Genomic DNA, 24,472 nt, shown 5'->3' with positions numbered 1-24,472 from the left:
TAATTACAAGCTTTCTCCATTGGTGTTGATGACATCTTGATACCAATAGAACGAATCTTTCCGCATACGTTCCAGTGAACCTTGGCCAAAATCATCTTGATCCACATAGATAAAGCCATAACGTTTCGACATTTGAGAAGTCGAAGCACTCACGATATCAATCGGTCCCCAACAGGTATAGCCAATACAATCAACGCCCATATTGATCGCTTCACGCATCTGCTCAAAATGTTCTTTGAAATACTTGATACGATATGGATCATGAATGTTGCCATTCTCAACAGTATCTTTTGCTCCCATCCCATTTTCCACCACCATTAGCGGCTTACGATAACGGTCGTACAGTTCAAGCAACGAAATTTTCAAACCGACCGGGTCAATCTGCCATCCCCACTCTGTTTCATCCAGATACGGGTTTTTAACCCCGATGATGGTATTTCCTGGGGCACGTTCTACATCATCGCTTGCCGATTCTGTCATCGACATATAGTAGCTAAACGTAACGTAATCTACGGTATGCGCTTTTAACACGTCACAATCAGCTTGAGTCATTTCAACCTTAATGCCTTCTCGTTGCCAGCGGCTTAAAGTCAGCGGCGGATATTCACCAAATACTTGTACATCAGCGTAAAAATAGTTATCCAGATTTTTTAATAGTGTCAGTTCAACATCTTTCGGATGGCAGGTGTGTGGATAGGTCGTCAATTTAGTCAACATGCATCCGACCATACTTTCAGGGATTTTCTCATGGCAATCTCTCGTCACCATGGCCGATGCCACCAGTTGATGATGGAGCGCCTGATAGATCTCTTGCTTTTCTTTTCCTAGCGTCAGTTTGTCAGGAATAATGCCTGCCGTAGTGAAAGGATGGCGGCAGATACTGTCTACTTCATTAAACGTTAGCCAATACTTCACATAAGACTTAAAGTAATCAAAACATGCATTAGAAAAACGCACAAAACAATCAATCACCTGACGGTCAACCCACCCGTTGTACTTAACGCTAAGTGCTAGCGGCATTTCATAGTGTGACAAAGTGACGATGGGCTCTATATTGTGTTTTTTCATTTCCTTGAACACATTAATGTAGAACTGAACCCCTTCCATATTGGGCTGAGCTTCTTCACCCGTTGGAAACAAACGTGACCACGCAATAGAAAGTCGTAATGCTTTAAACCCCATCTCACCAAACAGGGCGATATCTTCTGCGTAACGGTGATAAAAATCGATACCACGACGTTTAGGGTAGTCGGCATCACTCTCATCTTGCATAGCAGCAGCAATGGTTTGAGTGTTTATCGCGACATGCTTAGCGTAATCCTTCACATCGACGTTCGCTTTAAACATGGCAACATCAGCAACAGATAACCCCTTACCACCTTCATTCCAAGCCCCTTCAGCTTGGTTTGCAGCGATAGCACCGCCCCATAAAAATCCATCCGGAAAGCGTTTATTACTCATTTAAACTAGCTCCTCTATCATAAATAGGGTTTGATTTTTATCGACGGCCTGTTTTTGTACCGCCACCGGTTCAATTTGAAAGTGTTCGTAATTAGCTACGATAGCCATCACTGTCGGGTCGTAACCCGCTTTGACGATTGCTTCTAAATCGAACCGGACTAATTCATCACCCGCGTTAACCTCATCACCTGGCTTCACTTTTACCGAAAAGAATTTTCCCTCTAGCTCCACCGTATTAATACCAATATGAAACAGCAGCTCTGCCCCATTTGCACTCATCATATTGATGGCATGCCCCGTTTCATACACACTTGAAATCTCGCCATCAATCGGGGCATACAACACGCCCTCGGTTGGAATCACTGCAATTCCGTCCCCTACCATTTTGCTGGCAAAGACCTCATCTTTAACGTCTTCAAGAGGAATCACTTTCCCGATAACTGGCGCCCAAAAAGAGTAAGTATGTTGCTCAGTTCCAGCGGGCGTCGCATGCGTTGATTTAGAATTAGGATCTTGATTTTCTGCTTCACCAGAAGATTCTCGCCACATGATGAGTACACCAGCAAAAGCAGTGAAAAATGAGATAGGAATAGCGATTAAGGCATAAACCAGATTCATCGCATTATCGGGAGAGGTGAACATTGTAATACTTGCTATGCCAGGCCCAACCAATGCAAATGCTTCAATTGCAGTGAAGCCAATGAATGCTCCGCCCACTGCGCCGCCTAACATAACACTGTACAACACCTGCTTACGAATCAGTGTTACCCCATAGATGGCAGGTTCAGTAATCCCGAAAAATGCTGAGATACCTGCAGAAATTGCAGTAGAACGTAGAGCAGAATCTTTGGTTTTTAAGGCCACAGCAAAACTGGCACCTGATTGGGAAATGTTATGAGCTAAAGAAGCTGGCAGATAAAGGAGTTCTTTACCGATTTGCGTAAAACTGGCGACTGCATAAGGGATTAAAGCTTTATGCATTCCCGCTGCAATCATAAAAGGCAAAATCGCCGCTAATAACGCGGTAGCAACAAACCCCAGTTTAGCAAACAGAAATAAAATAACGGTTGCCATTAGTTCCCCAGCATAATAACCAATAGGACCAAGTAACAATAAAGTCACGGGCACGGTTATCGCCATCGAAACCATCGGCACAAAGAAGATGCGGATTGCTTTAGGTGAATATTGAGTAATGCGCTTTTCGATTAACGCATAAAACAGAACACATAGAATGGCCGGAAAAACTTGAGATGCGTAAGCAATAGGCTGCACCGGCAAATGGCCTAGAGTAATGCCAGAAGAAAGTAACTGACTCATATTCGGTAGGAGCAGCGCACTCACTGTCGAGATAGCCACCAGCATATTCACTTTAAGTTTGGTTGCCGTTGTTGCTGCCACCAATAGGGGGAGAAAGTACAGAGGAGCGGTGCCAACAAGATCAAGAACCTGAAACGTATTCGAATTTTTATCCGCTAACCCCAATACTGCCAACAGCATTAATATGGATTTTAAAACCCCACCACCGGCGATAGCTGGCACCAATGGCTGAAAAATACTGATGACAAAATCAAGAATAAAGGCACCCCAAGATTGTTTCGATTTAGGCTGATGAGTACTTTGAACATCTATTCCCACCAGCTCAGCAAGCGCCTCATACACTTCGACCACTTCATTACCAATGATAATTTGGCATTGCACATTACGCCGAACACCAATTACGCCATCAACATGTCCAAGTGCTTCGTAATCAACGATGTCATCATCAACTAGACTCAACCTGACCCTTGTCGAACAATGGGTTAAATGTGCGATATTTTCTTTACCACCTACGCATTGCAGAATGTTATCTGCGGTTATTTTGTAGTTCATACCATCACCCTGTGCGCTGTTGTATACAAAAAAACCCAACATTACGGCCCATAGAAATGACCTGTAATATTGGGTTTTTGCCTGCTGACCAGTAACACGCCCTTTCTAGCAACTTAGCTATCGCTTTAGATAAAGAAATATTGCAACCGGTTTCTTAACACAATAGCTATCGCATCAAAGTGATACAAAGTTCACATCCCATCTCGACTAATAACAGCCTTCTTCACAATTTAACCCTTTCATTTTTCTTAAAAACCTAAGTTCAGAACAGGATCACAGCAAAGGCAACATTTCTTCTATCTTTGGGGAAACAGGCATTCTGCCGTCGGAATTCAGACAATCTGGATGGTAGCGACTAAAAGAGCGAATACGAAAACAAAAAATGTCTTACCGAAGTTTAGGGCAAATCTTAAATATTGATAAATAAGCTATAGAAAACGAAAACCATGTGTTAAATACTTGAACACTCGTTGATTGTATTCTTTCATTTGATTACTCGTTGCTCTTTGACTCAAGGTTATAGGAATATATTTTACCTACTCCAGAGCTACGATTTTGGGACTTCTCAGGGAAATCATAGAGAGCACCAAATTTAGAATTTTCATCTTGTCCCAAGCACTCATTTACCAAAAAAGTAGATATTGCTATTACAGCTGGCTTTGTTCCCATTGGAGCAAAAACTAGCTGCTTCTTTTGTCCTCTTCTAGTAAGCTTGCAGAGTTGTTTGGTAAATTCATATGGATTACATGCAGGAAATAGTTTTAACTCCGCTGAATCTGGTGATAAATATCTCATATGTTTGTAAATAGAACGGTTCTCCCAACCAGGTTTATAAGCAGGAAGGCCGACATAAGCTTCTATCCTTTCATACGCATAGCCGTCGTCTTGAGCAAGTAGTTGCCCAAGTCTACTACTTTCAAATCCCAAAGTTGTCACGAGAGTTGACTTTTCCATCTGCGAGTTGTTTACAGCAAACAAAGGTAAATATCCGAAATTACCCTGATTATCACTAAGGTTGAATTCCTGTTCTTGAATTCCTGACTGTTGACTATCACTAGTATTTGTCGAACGTTGGTAATCATCAGGCTCTAAATAGGAAATAGTGATATTGCAAAAAGACTTCGATAAAGTAATTCCAGAAAATATGTAAATTATTTCTGGCAAATCCAATGAAGTTGCTTCGATGAAAACCGAGTTGTACATCTTTGTGGAAAAGAACTCTTCAAGCTTTCTGGGACTTACATCTTCATTTCCAATTTTTAAACGAAAAGTATCTTTGTTATACTTCACAGAGAAAGCAATATCACGGCATTCGTTATTAATCTTATCCAGTATTTCCTTCGTTCTTATGTCGACTTCTCTTCCGTGAAAAACAACATCATGCTGAGAAATTGATAAATCATCGAGAGTGCAATGCTCATTAATATTTTTTATTTTAATCATAATAATGAATACTGCCCATTTTTATTGTTTGATTCATTATCTACTGATTTTTTGCTATCTAACCCCCATTGCTTATTAAACTTATTTTTTAGATCGCTAAAATCTGATTCTTTTCCATAACAAATAGTTTCAATTTGTTCAACATTAAACTTCAACTTTCTTTTCTTCCTAGGACTAATACCGAAATGACAAGATAGTACAGGGTGGAGTATATAATCTATCATTTCTATATCATTATTTGATTTAGCTTTTGTTCCTCTAGCTTGAAATAGAACTGACCAAACCAACGCTTCGTTTAAAAGTTTCTTTGTATCATCATTTAATAGAGAAATATCAGATAACGCTATTGTAAAGTGATTAACTTCTGATTCACTTTGAGATTTTCTTTTTTGGGATAACGAAAACAAGCTTCCCAGTCTTTTTGCTAGCCTTTTTAAGTGAATTCCATTTGAGCCAAGTTCCTCTATTTTCTCTAGTTGTGCAGTACTTGTAGCTTTGGTAGCTTTTCCTTGAATATCGACATTAATAGCACTTGAAGTTTCTGTGACTTCACTTTGTACTTCTGCTCTGATGAAAGTTTGGTAACATAACTCTAAAAAGTACCTTAAGTTACCTCTAGACATCAAAATAAACTGGTTAAACCCCACATATAAAGGACATTCTCTTTGTGGTAATGTATTATATATATATAAGATTACGCCGTATAAATTATTGCTTATCCAACCTTTATAGGGGGTATCATTGCTACCTGATTTATAATTCTCAAAATCATTTTTCAATGCAACCAAATCAGTAGAGCTACGATTTAAAATTGCCCCATTTACTATACTAGCTTCTGGGTAACTTGCATCAATAAAATCAAGTTCTGAAAAAGAGTGGTCCTTGTGTTTTTTCAACCCTTCTAATACTAAAGTAGTTTTCAGTTTATTTAGTAGAACTTTATCTGAAAGGATGAGGTTACTAACTTCAGTAAGACTCATACTTTCAAATAGTGATTTAACACTATTTTTCAACCTACTTTGGTATATAGTGTCTTTCCGTATAGTCAAAAAATCAGGATTAGAATAGTTTTGTATTATTTCATCATTTTCACTACTAGATGAACAATTAGCTTCAAATAATTTTAATGCTAATATTTCAGCAGCGAGAACTTCATAAGATTTAGGATTTAAATCGTTCAAGTAAATAGATTCTAAGTCTATACGCCTAAAATCATTTCTATCTACTATTTTTTCTTGGCTTAAAGTTTCATTACTGACCTTAGCATTCTTTTTATATGCAATACTAAAAATTAAAGATTTCTCACTGTGTTTCAAATAAGTGTTTATTATTTTTTGTTGATCGAATGATAAATTTTCAAATTCATCAATTAAAATATGAAAAGTTGTATCATTCAGTGCTTCATCAACGCTTCTTATAGCATCACTGACTAAACTAATCACGGATTTTAGCGCAAGATTATAAGGAGGATTTTTTGTATTTGGCAGATTAATCCAGTTAGTCAATCTATATAAACAAGACTTTATTTCTGATTCTAACCTTATTAGTTCTATGTGATCGACGCTAATATCCTCAGCTAGCATTTTAGGTATTTTAACCTTTTTAATTCCGTCTTTTATACGTTGGTTTGACAGATTAGAATTAGCTATACTATTGCAGAGCTTACAAAACTCAATCACTATACATAGAGATGCATATGTATTAAATGCTGAACTCCACGTTTCGTCTAACCATTCATCTCTAATCATCTGAGTAAATGAAGTATCGGGTTTCCAATAAATACCTATATGATTAGTAATATAATCCGGTAACTCCACTCTCAGCTGACTAAACATCGTCTCGTGACAATGATACTTCAAGAACATTGTTTTTCCCGAGCCTCTACCTCCTTCTATAACAGCACCCTTTGTCAACTTATGCAGGTTTGCAGCTTCATATTCTAAAGGTAGAACATATTGGCCCCAGAGATCATCAGGGAACTCTTCCGCGCGATTTTTTGATACAACGTCAGATAATTTCTTTTCCATCTATCTTCCTACCAATTGAGTCCATGTTTCACTATCATACCATAATGCTGCAATATTATTATTTGGAACGGAGTTGCTAAAAAAATATGTAAGTGCTAATTCTCCAAACCCAAGAGTATCTTTCGTTTTAATGTTTTTTTTCTTACACATTTTTAAATAAAATTCTTTAAGCTCTTCACTAGTGTTTTCTCTATGAAATTTATTAAAAAAAGCCAAATTATCTTCAGAAAATAATGATTCACTCTCTGTTAAAACTTCAACAGGGCAAACTATAATATTTTTATAATCTTCATGTATTGAATCAATGCTTTGTTGATATGCAGCAAAAGGGAAGTATATTATTTTAATTCCCAGATTATCAATATTAAATTTATCAATATAATTTCTGAATTGTGTTCCTGTGCCAAGAATGTCATCAAACAAAACAAGAACTTTAAAGTTATCGTCACTTTTCAATTTTGTTGATACTTCATTACATAAGATACCGAGACGAGAGTGAAAGTATTTATTACATATTGCTCTATATAATGCAGACCCACTTTTACCTGGCTTACCATCAATGCCTTCAATTGCCGAAAATCTTATTGGTAGTTTATTAGTTTGTCCCTTTTTTAGGTCTTCCTCCCAAGATTCAATACATTCTATACTATAGATATCATATTTTTTTAAAATATTGGGAAGTTTTATTTGGATAATATTAGCACCAAAGGTATTTATAGATTTATTGCTTCTATATATAATAGATAACAAAATCCCTGAGGCAAAATATTTTTCTTCGTCACTTTCAAAATTATCTAACCAAGCATTGAGATCTGAAATTTCTAGTCTATCCCAATAATTAAACCTTATCAGCTGTTTAGTAACGTTTACAGCATAATCATATATTTGCTCGTGTTTTTCAGGTATTTTCATTTTTTTCTACAATAATCGGTAATTGGTATAAATCTTTAGTTGTTATGTGTCTTGCCCCAACCCCCTTAGAAACTGAATCAATCCAGCTTTTACCAAAAGGGGATGAAAGTGTATTCAAGATTAGTTTTTGGTAATAGATATTTTCGCATCTAACGATAAAAACACAGTCAGATACAAAAAACTCTCCAGATTCTACCATACCAAATTTACCTAGACATCGGGTGCCAACACGCGCAATTATAATATCGCCTTTGATAGCAACCAATTTATCGTTAGCACAGAGTGTAGTTCTTAAAGTAGAACCCAAATGGCTAATGTTACTCGTATGGATGTAGTTATTAACTTCCATGTTTAAAAGCATTTTCTTTGTATTCCTACCCCGAAAAATTTTAGCACCGAGGCTTTCTAATGTTTTCATTTTTAAAGGATAAGCCTTTCTATAGTAAGAGTAATCACCTCTATTCTCAAACTCGGATTTAGAGATTACCTGTGTTGAGCGGTTAGCCTTAAACAACGAAACTAGTGATTTATCAGGATTACTTTTTTTTATGACTAACAAATGAGTTCTTGCTTCAGTTCCCTCGAAGGATTTAGGTTCAATTTCCATAATGGAATGAATACAAAATTTACTAACTAGAAATTTTCGAAGCGACTTTAGTGATAGCTTTGTAAATATTCCGTCAGGTAAAATATAGGCTAAGTAACCACCATCTCTTAAAAGTTTAAGGCCATATAGCAAGAAGTATATTTCTGCTTCTATATATTTTGATGAAGAATAATAGCCAATACTCCCCAGCTCAGCTTTTATATGATCATCATTACGAATTAGTTTGAAGGGTGGATTTCCAACGATAATATCAAAGGATTTTTTCGCGTATAACTTACTCAGTTCAGGGGTGGTTGCATCAATACATAGTGTGTTAATATCAAGCTGTGAGTTTACATTTACTGCATCAACATTGAGTTGATCTATATCGATACCAGAAAGTAAAGCTTGAGGAGCAATTTCCGATACACATTCTAAAAGCGCTCCTTGTCCCATACACAAATCCAAGACGCTCAGCTCATTTTTGAGCCAAGTTTTGTCTGGTAGATGAGAAAGCAGCAATCGTCCAAGTTCTCTACTTGTATAGAATTGCTCATGTTCATCTCGTTGTTCTTTTTTCACTATAGCATTGGAATTCATGTGCTTATCATATTATGCTTCTGACATTTAGTCTGGTATATTTGACTTCGTGCCACATTATGGCGGCTGTTGATAATACAACTTAAACTCATTTCGGAGCAAGATTCATTTAGACTAGCAAGTAGGATTATTACCCGCTTACTTACTATGAATACATAATTTCAGTTAGTCGATAAAATTCTAGCATGATTTAAAAAGCTTGTTCAGTTAGAACTAAAAACATACGATGTAATAATATAATAGACCATCAGTAGTCCGGAAATGAGAAACGTAGATCCTAAATCGTCTTCTCAAATGTTACTTTAAAATGGGGCTCTATCGCATCATCTGAGCGCTCAATTAGTTAACAAACTAAATTTGTGATATTTAAATATAACCAAACGCAAGTAGTGGTTTAGACGTACAAATTCTGGTTTGAGATACGCCATCAGCCGCTTTTTGTAATACCAATAACATTAATTTAGTGGTCAACTTTGCCCAGCTTCTAGAGCACATGCAATGACTCTATTTTTGTTCTCTGAAAAACGATGCCAAGCACCACAAACACTATCAACAATATCTTCGTAACTATCAAAACATCGGTTAGCCAATTCCATACTTGTTCTATTGGATTCAGCTCTGGTTAATAGAGTGGAATATGGATAATCGTTCAGTTGAAATACTCTTTAACAAGATAACTTTCCATAACGATAACTGAATATTTTCCTACTGGAGTGGCATCAGAAATAAGCTTTAAATGTTCCCTCATCGCTTCCATATTATTGACGGGTGAGACTATCGCTTCGCCTTCTCCTGTGTTGGTACAAATAGCGCCGTATAGATAAGCATATTCAAATTGTTGTTACTGAATGGCCCTAGGTCGACTTCCCTTTTCTGTCCAAATTCTAGTTGTCGTATTGCGTTGACCAAACCGAGCGTCATATTGGAACCACACCAGTACATCCGATAAAGCGACATGTCCGGGGATCTTAAGGATCGTTTCGATTTGGAATTTTTTAGGTTTTTTTGGGTAACAGTGACAGCTTGGAATGTTTAGAGCGGGTGGTGATCCAACTCAATCCGATACCATGAAGGATACGATAGATATTCGCCTGTCGATATTGAATGCCAACATTTTGTGCAATATAACTAGCGATGTCTTTTGCTTGGAGGCGACCGCCGTTATCTTTAATCGCTGTATCTGTAGCGAATTTTTTAAGTTGGTTTAATTGTTGTTGAGACAACCGATGAGGACGACCAGTATAAGCTTTTTCTTGGAGGCCTTCCAATCCAGAATCAAGATAAGATTTAACCCCTTTATTGACACTTGTTCTACTGACTTTAAGAAACTGAGCGATTTCAGTTCTGCTTTCCCCTTCAAAGAAATGTGCGAGAGCGGGGGTATCGAATACGCAACCGAGCATTCGAAGTCGATTTAATTAGACTGTGAAAATCATGATTCATAAAATTAATGTAATTGGTAGTAACCCATTCATTTTTCTTAAAAACCTAAGTTCAGAACAGGATCACAGCAAAGGCAACATTTCTTCTATCTTTGGGGAAACAGGCATTCTGCCGTCGGCATTCAGACAATCTGGATGGTAGCGACTAAAAGAGCGAAGACGAAAACAAAAAATGTCTTACCGAAATTTTTTTGGGGGGAATATTAGATATTGATAAATAAGCTGTAGAAAACGAAAAAAGCCCGCTGATTTCTCAGCGGGCTTTTCGAATGTGGCGGAGAGATAGGGATTTGAACCCTAGAACCGCTATTAACGGTTGCCGGTTTTCAAGACCGGTGCTTTCGACCACTCAGCCATCTCTCCGTTGTTGAGGCGCATATTATACGGGGTAATAAAACTTGTAAACCCCTATTAGGTCCGTTTGCTGAAATAATGTGCGTAATTTTGAGTTTTTTTTCGTTCTGTTCACTTTTAATGCTGTTTTTTACATTAAGTACAGGAATACTCAACAATTTTACGACAATAACGTAGATATAGCCGAGTAGCCTTTGCCACATAAATTTTAACTGCATTCCAAATTAGAGTTAATTTAGCGACTTCTAACGCACACATCACTATCGCTTTACCTAAAGTTTACGAGTTATGCAAAAGTGCCCCACTTTTTTTATTCCTTTGACTATAGGTAACTCACTCAATGTTTTTTCGTACAACTCCTCTCTTATATTGCAGCTTTTTGGTCGGTCTTTTCTCATCAAGCGCCTTTGCCGATACTATTAGCGACAAACGTGGACTCGCCTACGCCAATACCCAAGCCGCCGATCTCGCGGCCATGAGCGGGCATATTGCTTGGTGGTATAACTGGTCAGCAGAGCCCGAAGATACCGTGGGTGATGATTACACCCAATATGGTGTTGAATACGTTCCTATGGCCTTCAATGCCAATTTTGATGAAGATGCACTACGTAGCTATTTAACGAACCACCCAGAAGTAAAGTACCTTTTAGCCTTTAACGAGCCTAACTTTACTGATCAAGCAAACTTAACCCCACAAGAAGCAGCCGATGCTTGGCCTACCCTAGAATCCATTGCGGACGATTTTGATTTAAAACTCGTCGCACCAGCAGTCAATTACAGTCCAGGAGATGTCGATATACCGGGAACAGATAACGATGGTAGCCCTTATGAATATCTTGATGCTTTTTTTGACGACTGCAGCGATTGTCGTGTCGACTATATTGCAGTGCATAGCTACATGGCGACGACTGCTTCGTTTAAAGAATACGTAAAAAAGTTTAATACCCGATACAATAAGCCAGTTTGGGTGACTGAGTGGAATTACAGTGATAGTGGTAATGAAACGTTAGAAAACCAAATGGATTACATGGCTGATACGGTACGTTGGATGGAACAACAAGATTATGTATTCCGCTACGCTTGGTTTATCGGGCGTACCAGTGGCGGGGCCAGTGCATCACCCTATGTCGATATCTTAGGTTCAGATTACGGCTCATGGAGTGCATTAGGATCTTTATATAAAGGGATTCCAGGAAGTAATTACTATGCTCAACTACCTGGGACATTGCAGGCAGAACATGCTTATACCATGACGGGAATGCACCACAGGGCAACAACAGATAGTGATGGGAACCCGGTCGTTCAACTATTTTCCGACCAAGACGAAACAGAACAAACCATGACTTATCAGGTTCAATCCAGTAGTGATAAAACCTATTCCATGAGCGTCAGCTATGCCGCTTCCAGTAACGCTCAAATTAGAATTCAAGTGGATAGTGACAGCTCACAAAGTCTGTTTTTGCCCAATACTGGCGGCGTTTACTTTTGGGAGACAGCAACCACTTCGCTTTATTTGAGCTCAGGGACTCATACCATCACTATCAAGTCCACCAGCGGACAACCTGGGTTTGACTGGTTTAAATTTGAGTAAAATAACGACGGGGAGGGCTTAATTACCCTTCCCCTCTGTTAAGTGAATTTATTTGGCTGGTGCTTTGTGACCCAGATAGTTCACCACAAAAGCCAGTACCGTACAGACCAAAATCATGCCACACATTGGTAGAGAAGTCCCATTATGCAACGCGCCGACAATCGCACTGATTGCACCCGCAAAGGCAAATTGACATACCCCAACTAATGACGATGCCGAACCTGCATCTCTGCCGCTTACGGACATGGCAATGGCAATGGAGTTGGCACAAACCATTGGCACCATAGACACACAAACAAACAGTGGAATCATGAATAACCAAAGCTGATCGGTATTTCTGACTAGGACTAACGCGACACTAGCAACTAAAGAAATAATAATCGATGCTGTAAACAATAATTTAGGCGTAAAGCGTTTTAATAACATTCGGTTCGCTTGGCTGGTAATCACCATACCAGCAGCGGTTCCACTAAACATCCAACCGTAAGTTTCTCGCCCCATACCAAATAATTGCATCAGTACAAATGGCGATCCGGTGATAAAGCAAAACATAACAGAATTGGAAAAGCTTCCGGCTAGAGTTGGCGACATAAAACGCCAATCGCAAAGAAAGCGTTTAAACACCGTCATCATTTCACCGATATTTTGCTTCTGCCGGCGTTCTACTGGTAAAGATTCTGGGACCCATTTAGCGGTAATCAACCAGCAGATCACACCAAATGCGACTAAAAAGGTGAATACGGCCTTCCATCCACCAAACACTAACAGGTAAGCACCAATTACAGGAGCGGTAATCGGCCCCACGGTTTGTACGACCATCATGAGTGATAAAGCCTTCGCCGCTTCTTGCTCATCAAACAAATCTTGAATAATCGCCCGGCTAATGACCATACCTGAACAGCCGCCAATTGCTTGGAAAAAACGCAATCCAATCAAGCCTTCAATATTCGGAACATACAAAATCGCCAAAGACGTCACAATGAATAAAGCAACACCACCTAAGAGCGGCACACGTCGACCATATCGATCGATTAAAGGCCCATACAGTAATTGGCCGATAGCCATGCCAACGAAAAAGGTCGATAAGCTCAATTGTACTTGCGACATTGACGTATCAAAATCGCTCGCCATTAAGTTAAATCCAGATAAATACATGTCAGTAGAAAAAGGGGCAAAGATCGATAATGCCCCTAATATCCATGTCAGCATAGCTCGAGACTTCGTTTCTCCCCCAGCCGATGCCATCGTGTGTGTATCCGTCATATATTACCCTTCTAAAATGTCAAAAAACACGAGAAGTGTGACTCGCCATTGATGCGTATTTTTTATGCCACGAGTCACATTTTATTCACCCCAACTGATAAATACCAATATATAATTAACCATCAATTGATATATAAAAGATAAACAATGGAACTTCGTCATTTACGCTATTTTGTTACGGTGGCTCAAGAGCTTCATTTTGGTAGAGCTGCGAATAAATTGCATATCGCCCAACCTGCACTGAGTATTCAAATCAAAGCACTAGAGAAAAATCTTGGCGGCGATTTATTTAAACGTACCAGTCGCAGCGTGACGCTTACTGAAGCAGGAGAGAAATTTTTAATTGAAGCAAAATTAGCGCTTGAGCATGCTTCTCGGGCAGAGCTCGTTGCCAAAAGTGTATTTGCCGGTGATACTGGCAGATTAACCGTCGGTTATTCAGGTAGCGTCACCTATTCAGGGTTATTAGGCCAATTTGTGCAATCATTTCGCCAAAGCAAACCTTATATTGAATTGCACCTTAAAGAACTCGATCCATTTACTCAACTTGAGCAACTTGCCAGTGGAGATATCGACGCAGGTTTTCTGACCACTTACTCACTCACAGTACCCGATACCATTCACACAACCGCACTGTCACAATGGCCACCTTGTGTCGCAATGCCGGCCAATCATCCTTTGTCTGAGCGTCACCAATTAACGATGCAAGCTCTTAAACATGAGTCTTTTATTACTTATTCCAGCTCTCATCGAGATGACGGTGCCGCTGCAATTAGACAGTTAGCGAATTACGAACCGAACATTATCAGCCGTGAATCGAACATTATGTCAGTCTTAGCATTAGTCGGCAGTGGCATGGGTATCTCAATAGTCCCCGACATCTTGAGTAAAACGCTTCATCAGCCAGGATTGATCTTTAAACCACTGCATCATGTGGATGCGTGTATCGAAATATCGCTTGCTCATCCCAAAGCAATACATCGACCATCTTTGAACACTTTTATTGACCATATCCATGCATTAATGGAATCTTATTGATATCAAATTTATCACGTAAGCTATTGTTGAATCGGTTAATCATTATGTGAGCAATGAAACATAATTTATATTAAAAATACGTTTTATTATTAACAGTTATCATTCACTGAATTGAGGAATGGCGATGAATGCTCTCGTTGAAAAAACCAATCAATGGCTAAGCCACCCAGATGCAGCAAAATTCATTTTACGTGTCGGTTTTGGGGCTATGATGCTACTTCATGGCATCCATAAAGCGATGCATGGTACCGGATTTATTGAAGGTCTATTTGTTGATCTTGGACTGCCCGCTTGGTTCGCCTATTCGGTATTTATCGGTGAAATTTTGGCTCCCCTAATGATGATCTTAGGTTGGTACAGCCGTATTGGCGCGGTATTGATTGTTGGCACGAGTGTTGTGGTTATCGGATTAGTGCATTTGGGCGATTTCTTCACGCTATCAAAAGTGGGTGGTTGGATAGTTGAAGATATTGCAGTTTATCTTTTCGCAGGTATTGCCGTTGCATTTCTTGGCTCTGGTAAATACGCAGTAAAACCAGATTAATCGATATACCTAGTCACTAAAATACATACACTCAAATGACCTCCGTGATTATTGTTGCTACTCATTGCGGAGGTATTTTTATGTCTGCTTTATCCTTTTTACTGGCTATTTCGCTTTAAGCCTAGTGATCAGTAGTCATCCCATGGCATTCTGGCAAAAATACCCAGACTCAATACTTTTGTTACATTTGCATACTTAACCAGACGCTCGAAAATCACTTCCAAATCAGTCGTCGGTTATTCCTGTGTAAAAAACAATAACAACTATACTTATAAGGTTATTTACACCATATCGGCCAAAGACTATGTCTGCACTCACCTCTCACAATATGCCGCTCGCTGAGCTTATTTCATCGCTGACCATTGCCCTAGATATGACGGAAGGCCAGCCTCCAGAACACTGTATGCGCTGTTGTTGGATAGGGATGAATATTGGACAATTATTACACTTGTCGTTATCAGATCAGTATGATTTATATTTCGTCTTATTACTCAAAGATGCGGGTTGTAGCAGTAATGCCGCCCGCATCTGTGAGCTCTATGCAACCGATGATCGAACGTTTAAACATCGTTATAAAACAGTGGGTACCAGCCTAACCAGTGCCATTAATTTTGTGATTAAAAACGCAGGCTCTGGCGAAAATTGGCGCAAGCGTATCTCAACAACGATTGATATATTAAAAAATGGATCGGATTACGCTCAAGAACTCATTCAAACTCGCTGTACCCAAGGCGCTGAAGTCGCTAGAGAATTGGGGTTTAGTGAACAAGTCGCTCAGGGGATACAATATTTAGATGAACACTGGGATGGGTCAGGGAAACCCAATGGTTTGGAAGGCGAACATATTCCGCTATTTTCTCGAATTGCCTTGCTTGCGCAAGTCATGGATGTATTTCAAAGTGAACACGATTTAAATGCTGCATTTGAGGAAGTAGAAAATCGTTCCGGAGCCTGGTTAGATCCCCACCTCGTCGCTTTATGTAGACAACTAAAAGAAACATCCTCTTTTACTGCTGCGCTCAAGTCATCTTCGATCACCCCTTTCGTACTGTCTATGTCGCCAGCTCAAGCGATGATTCCACTCGATGATGAGTACTTCGACAGTATTGTCGCTGCTTTTGGCAAAATCGTCGATGCCAAAAGTCCATTTACCGCAGGTCACAGTGCTCGCGTGGCCGTGTTTAGCACTATCATTGCTCAAGAAATGGGGTTAGACCAAGAAGATTGCCAATGGCTAAAACGTGCGGCACTGCTGCATGATTTAGGTAAGCTCGGCGTCAGTAACACAATATTGGATAAACCCGGAAAGTTGAATCAAGAAGAATGGGCACAAATTCAAAAGCACGCCGTTTTTACTAGGGAGATTATCGAGAAAATATCGCCACTGAAGAAATTCGCTAAAATGGCCGCCGCCCATCATGAAAAACTAGACGGTACCGGCTACCCTGATGGATTAATTGCTGAAGAAATATCTATAATGACGCGAATCATTACTACTGCGGATATTTTTGATGCCATTACGGCTGAACGCCCTTATCGCGGAGCTATCCCCATACCTAAAACATTAGAAATAATGGCAGAAAACGTTGGCACTGCTATTGATGAAACTTGTTTTAATGCTCTCAAACAAGGACTAAAAAAACTGCCTACTAAGTATATAGATAACGTTGGTAAAGAGGCAATCCGCCCCTCTCCTACCCTTTAGGTTTATTCTGACGAGCGTGCTCATGCGCCGCTTTAAATAGCTGCATATGAATGGGGACCAAACTCTCATGTTGGTCTCGATATCCACCACCAACCACACAGGCCATCGGAATCTCTTTTTCTTTCGCTACCTCAAGCATAAAATAGTCGCGCTGGTAGATAGCCGCAGTTGTCACCGCTAAATGCCCCAGTTCATCATCTTCATGGATATCAATACCAGCATCATAAATGATCAAATCTGGCTGATACAGATTGATAGCCATTGGTACCACCGACATAAAATGACTCAGAAAAATCTCATCGCCAGCCATTTTAGGTAACCCAATATCGATATTAGAATCGGGCTTGCGCGCTGGAAAATTTTTATCGCAATGGAAAGAAAGCGTGATGATGTCATCTCGGTGTGCACATAACGCCGCTGTTCCATCCCCATGATGAACATCACTATCAATGATGAGCACTCGATCGACGCCTTCTTGCTGAAGTGCCCAATCGGCTGCAATCACTAAGTCATGAAATAAACAAAACCCACTACCAAAATCGTAGTGAGCATGGTGATAACCACCACTAAGATGAATTGCAAGACCGTGCTCTAGCGCTTTCTCTGCGGTTAAACGTGTACCGCCAGCCGACATCAAGGTTCTATCAATTAAAGCTTGGCTCCATGGAAAACCAATGCGCCGCATTTTTGCGGCGGGTAAATCCCCGTTTATTAATGCATCGACGTACTCACTGGCATGAACACGTTTTACCTCATCGACCGATACTGGTTTCGGTTCAAAATATTCAAACAGTTCACCCCATGTGGGATCTTGCTCTGCTTGTTTCTCTAATTCTATTCTCAACAAACGATACTTATTGATCGGATAGCGGTGATTTGGCGAAAGCTCAAGTTGTGAATAAATCGAGTGATAAACAAGAGGAAGCATAAGGTCACATCCAACATGAAAGATAAATAAATGAGGCGATAGGGTAACAGAGGTTAAAAGTGGTGCAACTAGAGAAAAATTGCAACTCAGCCTATCCAGTACCAAACTATTGTTTGGGTATAGACGCCTTTGAGGATTAAAACATGAGCCGGGTATTCATTACAGGTGCGAATCGAGGAATCGGACTCGCGCTAGCCAAAACCTATCTAGCCAATGGTTCTGAAGTTCATGCTACGTATCGAGACACACAACAATCAAAAGAGCTACTGGATTTAAAACTTCATAACCATTTATTGTTTTGCCATAAACTCGATGTGACCGACTACTTTGCTGTGGCTAAACTAGCACAGCAATTTGCGTCGTTAGATATCGTCATTAGCAATGCGGGTTACTACGGACCGAAAGGCTATCCCCTAGGTCAGACAGACGAAATGGAGTGGCGACGCACCCTAGAGGTTAATGCCATTGCTCCATTAAAATTAGCCGAAGTGTTCATGCCATTAGTAAAACAAGGTAACGATAAGAAAATGGCTTTTATTTCATCGAAAATGGGCAGCATGACCGATAACCAATCGGGCGGTGCTTATATTTATCGTTCAAGTAAAGCGGCCTTAAATTCAGTAGTGAAAAGTCTCAGCATTGATTTAGAACCTAGCGGCATTACCGTTCTCGCGATACATCCTGGATGGGTCAAAACCTCGATGGGTGGGCCAAATGCCCAAATGAACCCTAACTCATCGGCTTATCAGATATATAACTTCATACATAATGCAACAATGAAACGTACCGGACAATTCGTCAATTTTGATGGTACTCATATACCTTGGTGATCTAGTGAAGTTTTAGCGCTAAATGACCGCGTTGATTGTAAACACTTAAGACTTTTTGGCTCGGCGAGTAGAACTGCTCGTTTTACTTGCCCCTTTTGTTCCCGTTTTACTGTAACTTCGGCGTTTACGTTTAAATGCAGGGCGCTCTACTTTAGGTAATGAGCGCAGCGAATCAGGAACCGGCCCTTGCTTAACATGGTCCATTAGTTCACTCATACGCTGTTCTAAAGCGTGCATAAAAGGCTGATAAGCTTGCCCTCTTTCCGCCATTGCTTGTAACTGATGCTCCCAGTGCGCCGTCATGTCAGGGTAGGTAGATTCATCAGGTAACGCGTGAATCAATCCTCGTCCAGCCGGTGAACTCAGTATGGTTTTACCTTGGCGTTTTAATAACTGGCGTTTAAACAAGGTATCGAGAATACCCGCGCGTGTCGCTTCTGTTCCAAGCCCATCGGTATCACGCAAAATCTTTTTCAGATCTTTATCTGCGACAAATCGAGCAATCCCAGTCATGGCCTGTAACAAGGTGGCTTCAGTAAAATGGCGCGGCGGTTCGGTTTTACGTGCTGTCACTTCCCCTTCACGGCAAGTCAACACCGTCCCTTTTGCTAGCGGTGGAACCGCATCTATCCCCTCATCATCACTTTCTTGCTTCCCCATTAATGTTTTCCAGCCAGCAGAAATCAATTGGCGTCCCTTAGCGATAAAAACGCCACCAGCGATGTCAAACACCAATTTAGCTTCAGCAAAAATCGCATGAGGATAAAACTGCAGTAAATATTGACGAGCAATGAGCTGATAGACATTCATTTCAGCGCCAGACAAACCATTAACACTGGATTTTTTCGGTGTCGGAATAATGGCGTGGTGAGCATCCACTTTACTGTCGTTCCACGCTTTAGATTTGATCGATAAATCTGCGTCTTGCACTGCACCATTCAGTTCTTTAGCGTTATTTGCAATCGCTTCACATACTTTCGCCGCTTCACTTAGGTGGCCACGAGGTAAATAGCGACTATCAGAACGTGGATAGGTGATCAACTTGTGTTTCTCATACAGCGATTGACAAATATCCAGCACTTGCTGAGCACTGAGGTTATAACGCTTTGCGGCATCGATTTGTAAAGCTGAGAGTGAATAAGGCAATGGAGGCGCTTGCTTCGTCTGTTTCTGCTCTGATTCAGTCACCGTCGCAGGCTGACCTTTAATTCGCAGTGCAACATTATCGGCCAATTTTTTACTTAAGACGCGCCCTTCCTCATCTTGCCAAGGCTGGCAAGCATCACTAGGCTTCCAGCGCGCTCGAATATCAAATGCTTGCCCATCATTTTGATATGGAATAAGTGCATCAACGGTAAAAAAATCTCGAGGGATAAACTGCTCTATCTCTTCATCACGCCGAACCACCAAACCAAGCACTGGTGTTTGTACTCGCCCTACCGATAACACCCCTTGATACCCCGCTTTTTGCCCGAGCAAAGTATAAGCACGAGACATATTCATTCCATAGAGCCAATCCGCTCGAGAGCGCGCCAAGGCAGAGACAGATAATGGAATAAAATCTCGATTTGAGCGTAGTTTGGATAATGCTTTTTTTACCGCAGGTAAGTTCAAATCACTGATCAGCAATCGTTCTACCGACTCTTTTTTTGCTTTGGAGACTTTGCAGTGATCAATGACTTCATCGACGAGTAATTGGCCTTCTCGATCGGGATCGCCAGCATGAATAAGTTGCCCGGCTTGTTTTACCAATTTTTTAATCACTGTAAGCTGCTTACTCGCCGTCTTCTTCGGGCGCAATTGCCACTGCTCCGGAATAATCGGCAAATCAGCCAGGTTCCATTTTTTATAACGTTCATCATAAGCATCCGGCTCAACTTGCTCGAGTAAATGACCAATACACCAAGTGACGATGTCACCGTTACCACACGTGATAAATCCTTGGTCTTTCTTATGCGGTTTTGGCAACGCATCCGCTATCGCTCTCGCTAAGCTTGGTTTTTCGGCTATGAATAAACGTGACATATTAAAAACAGCAACCCTAAAAACAACAAAGGCCACATTATCGAATGTGGCCTAGGAAAAGCAAGAAAAACTGTAATTTTATACAGTATTACTCCGCATCATCTGATGCAATGCGTGCAGCCGCTTCTTTGATTAATGGTTGTAGTTCACCTTTTTGGAACATTTCCAAAATGATGTCACAACCACCAACCAATTCACCTTCAACCCATAGCTGAGGGAAAGTTGGCCACTGAGCATAGATAGGCAATTCTGCTCGGATATCCGGGTTTTGCAGAATGTCTACGTAAGCAAATTTTTCACCACAAGCCATTAACGCTTGCGCTGCCTGAGAAGAAAAACCGCAACTAGGTAGTTTTGGTGAACCTTTCATGTAAAGAAGGATTGGGTTCTCAGAAATTTGCTGTTTAATTTTGTCGATGGTTTCCATTGCTTCCTCATTGAAGACGTTTTAGTGATTGGAGACATTCTAAATCATTAGATGAGAATAAAAAGCCCACAATCAATATGGTTATAATTTTTCATTCTATCAAGTCACCAAAATGCCATACATCACGAATTATATTGGACTTGAAAAGCGTATTCTCGACCATACATGGATAAATAGTAACTCTATATTTCCTTGTACTGAGAGAATAATCTTCAACCTCTTACTTATTTTTATTCAGTTTAGGGTTTTAATAAAGTAAAAAGTTGCTAAAATAGATCTCAAGTCAGTCGTAAACGACGAAAAACCCATGGAATGAAGCACATTCTTCACCCATGAGGCATAAATAAAAAACACTGGAAGCAATCAACGAAAGAGAAAACTCTTTCAAACACTAATGGAGAATTGAGCAATGGCATTTGAACTACCCGCTCTTCCTTACGCAAAAGATGCACTAGAACCACATATCTCAGCAGAAACTTTGGAATACCACTACGGTAAACACCACAACACTTACGTGGTGAAACTAAATGGCCTAGTTCCTGGTACTGAGTTCGAAGGCAAAACTCTGGAAGAGATCATCAAGACGTCTACTGGCGGTATCTTCAACAACGCAGCTCAAGTTTGGAACCACACTTTCTACTGGCACTGTCTAGCGCCTAAAGCAGGTGGTGAACCAACAGGCGCAGTTGCAGAAGCAATCAATGCAGCATTCGGTTCTTTCGCAGAATTCAAAACTAAATTCACTGACTCAGCAGTTGCGAACTTCGGTTCAGGCTGGACTTGGCTTGTGAAAAAAGCGGACGGTTCTCTAGATATCGTTAATACTTCAAACGCAGCAACTCCACTAACAGAAGGTTTCACTCCTCTGCTAACTGTTGACGTTTGGGAACACGCTTACTACATCGATTACCGTAATGCTCGTCCAAACTACATGGAAGCATTCTGGAACCTTGTAAACTGGGAATTCGTTGCAGAAAACCTAGCTAAATAAGCTTCATATTTGGTTTAAACCAAGTATGTAACATTAAGGTCTACCCTCGGGTAGGCCTTTTTATTTTCTATTCAGTGAATTGTCGTATAGAGATTTATCGAAAAAACCTAAAGTTTTTCTGTGTGTTGCCGTTAAGTTAATTGTTAAACGGAGAGCATTATGCAAGTTCATACTTTAGACAAAGCAGGATTAATTAACGAGATTAAGGTCGGCACTGGTATTAACCAAGCAGTGCACCAGAGTCGTCGTGCCGATTTTTCATTACTGCTTGCAATGTTCTCAAACGATGTGCGAGATAACACTCCCGCCGAAAAAGTTGAGACACCCGTCACCACCGATCAGGTCTTACGCCGCCGCTTTCAACTGCAAGAACCACAGTCGTTACGCAATGATCAAAGCAGTTATGCCATCTCATCAGAACATGCACGTCAATTTCATGACGGTGGTTTATCGAGTGCAAAACTGAGTCACTACCTGACGCCAGATCCACTCACTTATATGCCAGAGGATACGTTCGATCTTCCGGAAGAAATCTACAGTAATTTATCTGGACACGATCGCCGCCACCTTGCAGAAAAAACCCCACCAACGCTTATCCCAGCCACCCTTTATCGAGAGCTGGTTGATGCTAATCGCCACGATCAAATTCGTGCACAAGCGTGATTTTCTTTAAACTATATTCAATAGATAGTTAATATTAGTCATTGATATTTAATATAAATACTATGTTTCGTATCGTTTCATCACCGAATAATGAAACACCTTTGCTGTATTGGTGATTCGAATGTGAAACGACACTGAAAAAATACAAATCAAAATTAGAAGACTGGCTAATTTTGATCTTATTCACATTGAGTTTGATTTAGATCAACCATCATGAAATAACCCCTTATCGTCAAGGGGGAGTACTGTGGTATGAGGATCAATCAATGGATATCAAATGCGCTGTTATTTTAATTACGTCAGCTAGCTCAATATTTGGTAGAGCCCTAGCGCTCCACTATGCTCGTTTGGGTGCGCGGTTAATTTTATGCGATCAAGATGAAACTTCTCTGCGACAGATCACTCTCCAATGCCAAACGATCAATCCTGATGCTCACTATTACCCGATGTTATCGACCTCGGCACAAGAGGTGGATGCACTGTTCGATTACATTGAACGAACCTATCAACAAACACCGGATGTGCTCATCAATCATTGGCCAAACGCCCCTTTCCCATCCTTTTTATCTGAACATGCTTCCACACAATTTGTCGATCAATGGAACAGGCTTACCGCCAACTTCTTTTCATTTGGTTATACATGTGCAGAACGTATGCGCTTAAGTGGTGTTAAAGGCGTCATTGTTAATGTGATTTCTTACAATGAAACGTTAGAAATGGCCGGAATTGAAAGTGCTGCGTCGATGGTAGCTGGCTTTACTCATAGCTGGGCAAAAGAGCTGACGCCATTCAATATTCGAGTGGGGGGCGTAATACCTCAGTTAGTCACTGAGCCAGAATTTAGTCATGGGATGATGCAGTGTGATGAGTTAACACGACATACAGAATATATTGTCGCTAATGAGTACTTTAGTGGCCGAGTAGTCTCCGCATAGAGACTACTCAGATTTAAGCTGACTCCTAATATTGATCTAGGTAGTCGTCCATTTTTTCTTCGTCTTGCGCGTTATAAGTATCTTTCATCACTTCCGCTTTAAAATCGAGATGCTGCATATAGGCATCACGAGTAAAGGCGTATGGATCAGGAGAGTTTTTCAACATCGGCTCTTGAGAAACCAACGATGCCCGGCTTTCTAGACCTTGGAATACAAATTTACCTACAGCAGCCCAAATATTTAAGTAAGAAAGAGGGGCGTAGGTGCTGTCGACAAAATCAGCCGAGTCACGTAGAGCATAAGGTCCAGCGCCTGGTACCATCACGTAAGGACCTTTACCTACGCCATAATGACCAATTGCGTCACCAAATTCTTTCTGATCGTCTTTTTTGATACCTGCAGCCGAGGCAATGTCAAACAAGCCTAAAATGCCAAACGTAGAGTTAATCCAAAAACGGTTAAAGTGATCCAACGCTTTTCTGCCATTACCCATAATTATATTGTTAATCATGCTGGCAGGCTCATCTAGATTGCCAAAGAAATTTGAGATACCACTCCGCACAGGCGTCGGTACGTAATCGACATAAGCCATTGCGGTTGGTCTTAAGACGTAAGGATCTAAATAATCGTAGTTAACCGTCCACATAGCACGGTTAAAGCCTTCAAATGGATCATTAGTGCTCGCTTGGCCACCTTGATTGGGTGCCGAACTACACCCAGCTAACGCCAAAATCACACCTAATAATAGTAAGCGAATGATGCGGTTATTCATTATATTTTCCGTCATTAAGGCACAATACCCACAGCTATTGATATAACAATGGGTATCGTACTTGAG

At 40.4% G+C, this 24,472-nt stretch carries 19 protein-coding genes, 1 tRNA gene and 1 pseudogene; 8 read left to right on the top strand and 13 right to left on the bottom strand.

Features of this window, described 5'->3' with window-relative positions; translation table 11 throughout:
* Positions 1-3: 3 nt before the first annotated feature.
* From I1A42_RS03240 to I1A42_RS03205, 8 genes and pseudogenes are all read right to left on the bottom strand, one after another.
* Positions 4-1,461 carry a glycoside hydrolase family 1 protein gene (locus I1A42_RS03240; protein ID WP_196122632.1) on the bottom strand — a complete coding sequence of 486 codons (1,458 nt, stop codon included), beginning with the start codon at positions 1,459-1,461 and terminating at the stop codon, positions 4-6.
* The gene (locus I1A42_RS03235; RefSeq protein ID WP_196122631.1) at positions 1,462-3,330 is read right to left on the bottom strand and encodes a beta-glucoside-specific PTS transporter subunit IIABC; all 1,869 of its coding nucleotides are present in this window, start codon (positions 3,328-3,330) and stop codon (positions 1,462-1,464) included.
* 492 nt (positions 3,331-3,822) lie between these two features.
* Complete coding sequence (locus tag I1A42_RS03230; RefSeq protein ID WP_196122630.1) at positions 3,823-4,773, bottom strand: hypothetical protein; 951 nt, start codon at positions 4,771-4,773, stop codon at positions 3,823-3,825.
* On the bottom strand, positions 4,770-6,800 hold the full coding sequence (locus I1A42_RS03225; protein WP_196122629.1) for an ORC-CDC6 family AAA ATPase: 2,031 nt from the start codon (positions 6,798-6,800) through the stop codon (positions 4,770-4,772). Before I1A42_RS03225 ends, I1A42_RS03230 begins: the two co-directional genes overlap by 4 nt.
* On the bottom strand, positions 6,801-7,712 hold the full coding sequence (locus tag I1A42_RS03220) for a phosphoribosyltransferase-like protein (protein ID WP_196122628.1): 912 nt from the start codon (positions 7,710-7,712) through the stop codon (positions 6,801-6,803).
* Positions 7,699-8,898 (bottom strand): N-6 DNA methylase, encoded by a 1,200-nt coding sequence (locus I1A42_RS03215; RefSeq protein ID WP_196122627.1) that lies wholly within the window; start codon positions 8,896-8,898, stop codon positions 7,699-7,701. Before I1A42_RS03215 ends, I1A42_RS03220 begins: the two co-directional genes overlap by 14 nt.
* A 462-nt stretch (positions 8,899-9,360) precedes the next feature.
* Positions 9,361-10,341: pseudogene (locus I1A42_RS03210) on the bottom strand (IS630 family transposase); the annotation flags it as partial.
* A gap of 271 nt (positions 10,342-10,612) precedes the next feature.
* Positions 10,613-10,703: transfer RNA gene (locus I1A42_RS03205), tRNA-Ser, on the bottom strand.
* Positions 10,704-11,034: 331 nt separating this feature from the next.
* On the opposite strand from I1A42_RS03205, the gene I1A42_RS03200 reads away from it, so the two are divergent.
* A complete protein-coding gene (locus tag I1A42_RS03200) occupies positions 11,035-12,285 on the top strand; it encodes a glycosyl hydrolase (protein WP_196122626.1) in 1,251 nt (416 codons plus the stop codon).
* Between the two features lie 48 nt (positions 12,286-12,333).
* Here I1A42_RS03200 and I1A42_RS03195 read toward each other — a convergent pair whose 3' ends face one another.
* Positions 12,334-13,548 (bottom strand): multidrug effflux MFS transporter, encoded by a 1,215-nt coding sequence (locus I1A42_RS03195; protein ID WP_196122625.1) that lies wholly within the window; start codon positions 13,546-13,548, stop codon positions 12,334-12,336.
* 147 nt (positions 13,549-13,695) lie between these two features.
* On the opposite strand from I1A42_RS03195, the gene I1A42_RS03190 reads away from it, so the two are divergent.
* The 3 genes from I1A42_RS03190 to I1A42_RS03180 all read left to right on the top strand — a co-directional run bounded on the left by I1A42_RS03190 (position 13,696) and on the right by I1A42_RS03180 (position 16,835).
* Complete coding sequence (locus I1A42_RS03190; protein WP_196122624.1) at positions 13,696-14,586, top strand: LysR family transcriptional regulator; 891 nt, start codon at positions 13,696-13,698, stop codon at positions 14,584-14,586.
* A 124-nt stretch (positions 14,587-14,710) separates the two neighbouring features.
* A complete protein-coding gene (locus I1A42_RS03185; RefSeq protein ID WP_161153455.1) occupies positions 14,711-15,130 on the top strand; it encodes a DoxX family protein in 420 nt (139 codons plus the stop codon).
* A 304-nt stretch (positions 15,131-15,434) separates the two neighbouring features.
* On the top strand, positions 15,435-16,835 hold the full coding sequence (locus I1A42_RS03180; RefSeq protein WP_230389331.1) for an HD-GYP domain-containing protein: 1,401 nt from the start codon (positions 15,435-15,437) through the stop codon (positions 16,833-16,835).
* On the opposite strand, the gene I1A42_RS03175 is transcribed toward I1A42_RS03180, so the two are convergent.
* A complete protein-coding gene (locus I1A42_RS03175; RefSeq protein WP_196122623.1) occupies positions 16,825-17,763 on the bottom strand; it encodes a histone deacetylase family protein in 939 nt (312 codons plus the stop codon). The two genes, I1A42_RS03180 and I1A42_RS03175, sit on opposite strands and share 11 nt — an antisense overlap.
* Before the next feature lie 143 nt (positions 17,764-17,906).
* On the opposite strand from I1A42_RS03175, the gene I1A42_RS03170 reads away from it, so the two are divergent.
* Positions 17,907-18,593: an SDR family oxidoreductase gene (locus I1A42_RS03170; RefSeq protein ID WP_196122622.1), complete on the top strand. Its 687-nt coding sequence runs from the start codon at positions 17,907-17,909 to the stop codon at positions 18,591-18,593.
* 45 nt (positions 18,594-18,638) lie between these two features.
* Here the strand turns inward: I1A42_RS03170 and I1A42_RS03165 are convergent, their stop codons facing one another.
* The gene (locus I1A42_RS03165; protein WP_196122621.1) at positions 18,639-20,618 is read right to left on the bottom strand and encodes a DNA topoisomerase III; all 1,980 of its coding nucleotides are present in this window, start codon (positions 20,616-20,618) and stop codon (positions 18,639-18,641) included.
* Positions 20,619-20,706: 88 nt separating this feature from the next.
* Positions 20,707-21,045: a Grx4 family monothiol glutaredoxin gene (locus I1A42_RS03160; protein ID WP_161153450.1), complete on the bottom strand. Its 339-nt coding sequence runs from the start codon at positions 21,043-21,045 to the stop codon at positions 20,707-20,709.
* 409 nt (positions 21,046-21,454) lie between these two features.
* Between I1A42_RS03160 and sodB the strand changes: the two genes are divergently transcribed.
* From sodB to I1A42_RS03145, 3 genes are all read left to right on the top strand, one after another.
* Positions 21,455-22,036 carry a superoxide dismutase [Fe] gene (sodB, locus tag I1A42_RS03155; RefSeq protein WP_161153449.1) on the top strand — a complete coding sequence of 194 codons (582 nt, stop codon included), beginning with the start codon at positions 21,455-21,457 and terminating at the stop codon, positions 22,034-22,036.
* 159 nt (positions 22,037-22,195) lie between these two features.
* Positions 22,196-22,699, top strand: a complete 504-nt coding sequence (locus tag I1A42_RS03150; protein WP_196122620.1) for a VC2046/SO_2500 family protein — start codon at positions 22,196-22,198, stop codon at positions 22,697-22,699.
* Between the two features lie 266 nt (positions 22,700-22,965).
* Complete coding sequence (locus I1A42_RS03145) at positions 22,966-23,634, top strand: SDR family oxidoreductase (RefSeq protein WP_196122619.1); 669 nt, start codon at positions 22,966-22,968, stop codon at positions 23,632-23,634.
* A gap of 25 nt (positions 23,635-23,659) precedes the next feature.
* Here I1A42_RS03145 and I1A42_RS03140 read toward each other — a convergent pair whose 3' ends face one another.
* Entirely contained in the window at positions 23,660-24,406 is a 747-nt protein-coding gene (locus I1A42_RS03140) for an MlaA family lipoprotein (protein WP_161153446.1), read from the bottom strand.
* Between the last annotated feature and the right edge of the window lie 66 nt (positions 24,407-24,472).

Origin of the sequence: Vibrio nitrifigilis (assembly GCF_015686695.1) — a bacterium.
Taxonomy (GTDB): domain Bacteria; phylum Pseudomonadota; class Gammaproteobacteria; order Enterobacterales; family Vibrionaceae; genus Vibrio; species Vibrio nitrifigilis.
The sequence above is the reverse complement of the archived record's forward strand: the minus strand, read 5'-3'. Positions and strand labels throughout refer to the sequence as shown.

Excerpts from the sequence above, each read along its gene's own strand:
- I1A42_RS03240 (WP_196122632.1), bottom strand. The coding sequence starts at position 1,461 with ATGAGTAATAAACGCTTTCCGGATGGATTTTTATGGGGCGGTGCTATC.
- I1A42_RS03235 (WP_196122631.1), bottom strand. The coding sequence starts at position 3,330 with ATGAACTACAAAATAACCGCAGATAACATTCTGCAATGCGTAGGTGGT.
- I1A42_RS03230 (WP_196122630.1), bottom strand. The coding sequence starts at position 4,773 with ATGATTAAAATAAAAAATATTAATGAGCATTGCACTCTCGATGATTTA.
- I1A42_RS03225 (WP_196122629.1), bottom strand. The coding sequence starts at position 6,800 with ATGGAAAAGAAATTATCTGACGTTGTATCAAAAAATCGCGCGGAAGAG.
- I1A42_RS03220 (WP_196122628.1), bottom strand. The coding sequence starts at position 7,712 with ATGAAAATACCTGAAAAACACGAGCAAATATATGATTATGCTGTAAAC.
- I1A42_RS03215 (WP_196122627.1), bottom strand. The coding sequence starts at position 8,898 with ATGAATTCCAATGCTATAGTGAAAAAAGAACAACGAGATGAACATGAG.
- I1A42_RS03200 (WP_196122626.1), top strand. The coding sequence starts at position 11,035 with ATGTTTTTTCGTACAACTCCTCTCTTATATTGCAGCTTTTTGGTCGGT.
- I1A42_RS03195 (WP_196122625.1), bottom strand. The coding sequence starts at position 13,548 with ATGACGGATACACACACGATGGCATCGGCTGGGGGAGAAACGAAGTCT.
- I1A42_RS03190 (WP_196122624.1), top strand. The coding sequence starts at position 13,696 with ATGGAACTTCGTCATTTACGCTATTTTGTTACGGTGGCTCAAGAGCTT.
- I1A42_RS03185 (WP_161153455.1), top strand. The coding sequence starts at position 14,711 with ATGAATGCTCTCGTTGAAAAAACCAATCAATGGCTAAGCCACCCAGAT.
- I1A42_RS03180 (WP_230389331.1), top strand. The coding sequence starts at position 15,435 with ATGTCTGCACTCACCTCTCACAATATGCCGCTCGCTGAGCTTATTTCA.
- I1A42_RS03175 (WP_196122623.1), bottom strand. The coding sequence starts at position 17,763 with ATGCTTCCTCTTGTTTATCACTCGATTTATTCACAACTTGAGCTTTCG.
- I1A42_RS03170 (WP_196122622.1), top strand. The coding sequence starts at position 17,907 with ATGAGCCGGGTATTCATTACAGGTGCGAATCGAGGAATCGGACTCGCG.
- I1A42_RS03165 (WP_196122621.1), bottom strand. The coding sequence starts at position 20,618 with ATGTCACGTTTATTCATAGCCGAAAAACCAAGCTTAGCGAGAGCGATA.
- I1A42_RS03160 (WP_161153450.1), bottom strand. The coding sequence starts at position 21,045 with ATGGAAACCATCGACAAAATTAAACAGCAAATTTCTGAGAACCCAATC.
- sodB (WP_161153449.1), top strand. The coding sequence starts at position 21,455 with ATGGCATTTGAACTACCCGCTCTTCCTTACGCAAAAGATGCACTAGAA.
- I1A42_RS03150 (WP_196122620.1), top strand. The coding sequence starts at position 22,196 with ATGCAAGTTCATACTTTAGACAAAGCAGGATTAATTAACGAGATTAAG.
- I1A42_RS03145 (WP_196122619.1), top strand. The coding sequence starts at position 22,966 with ATGGATATCAAATGCGCTGTTATTTTAATTACGTCAGCTAGCTCAATA.
- I1A42_RS03140 (WP_161153446.1), bottom strand. The coding sequence starts at position 24,406 with ATGAATAACCGCATCATTCGCTTACTATTATTAGGTGTGATTTTGGCG.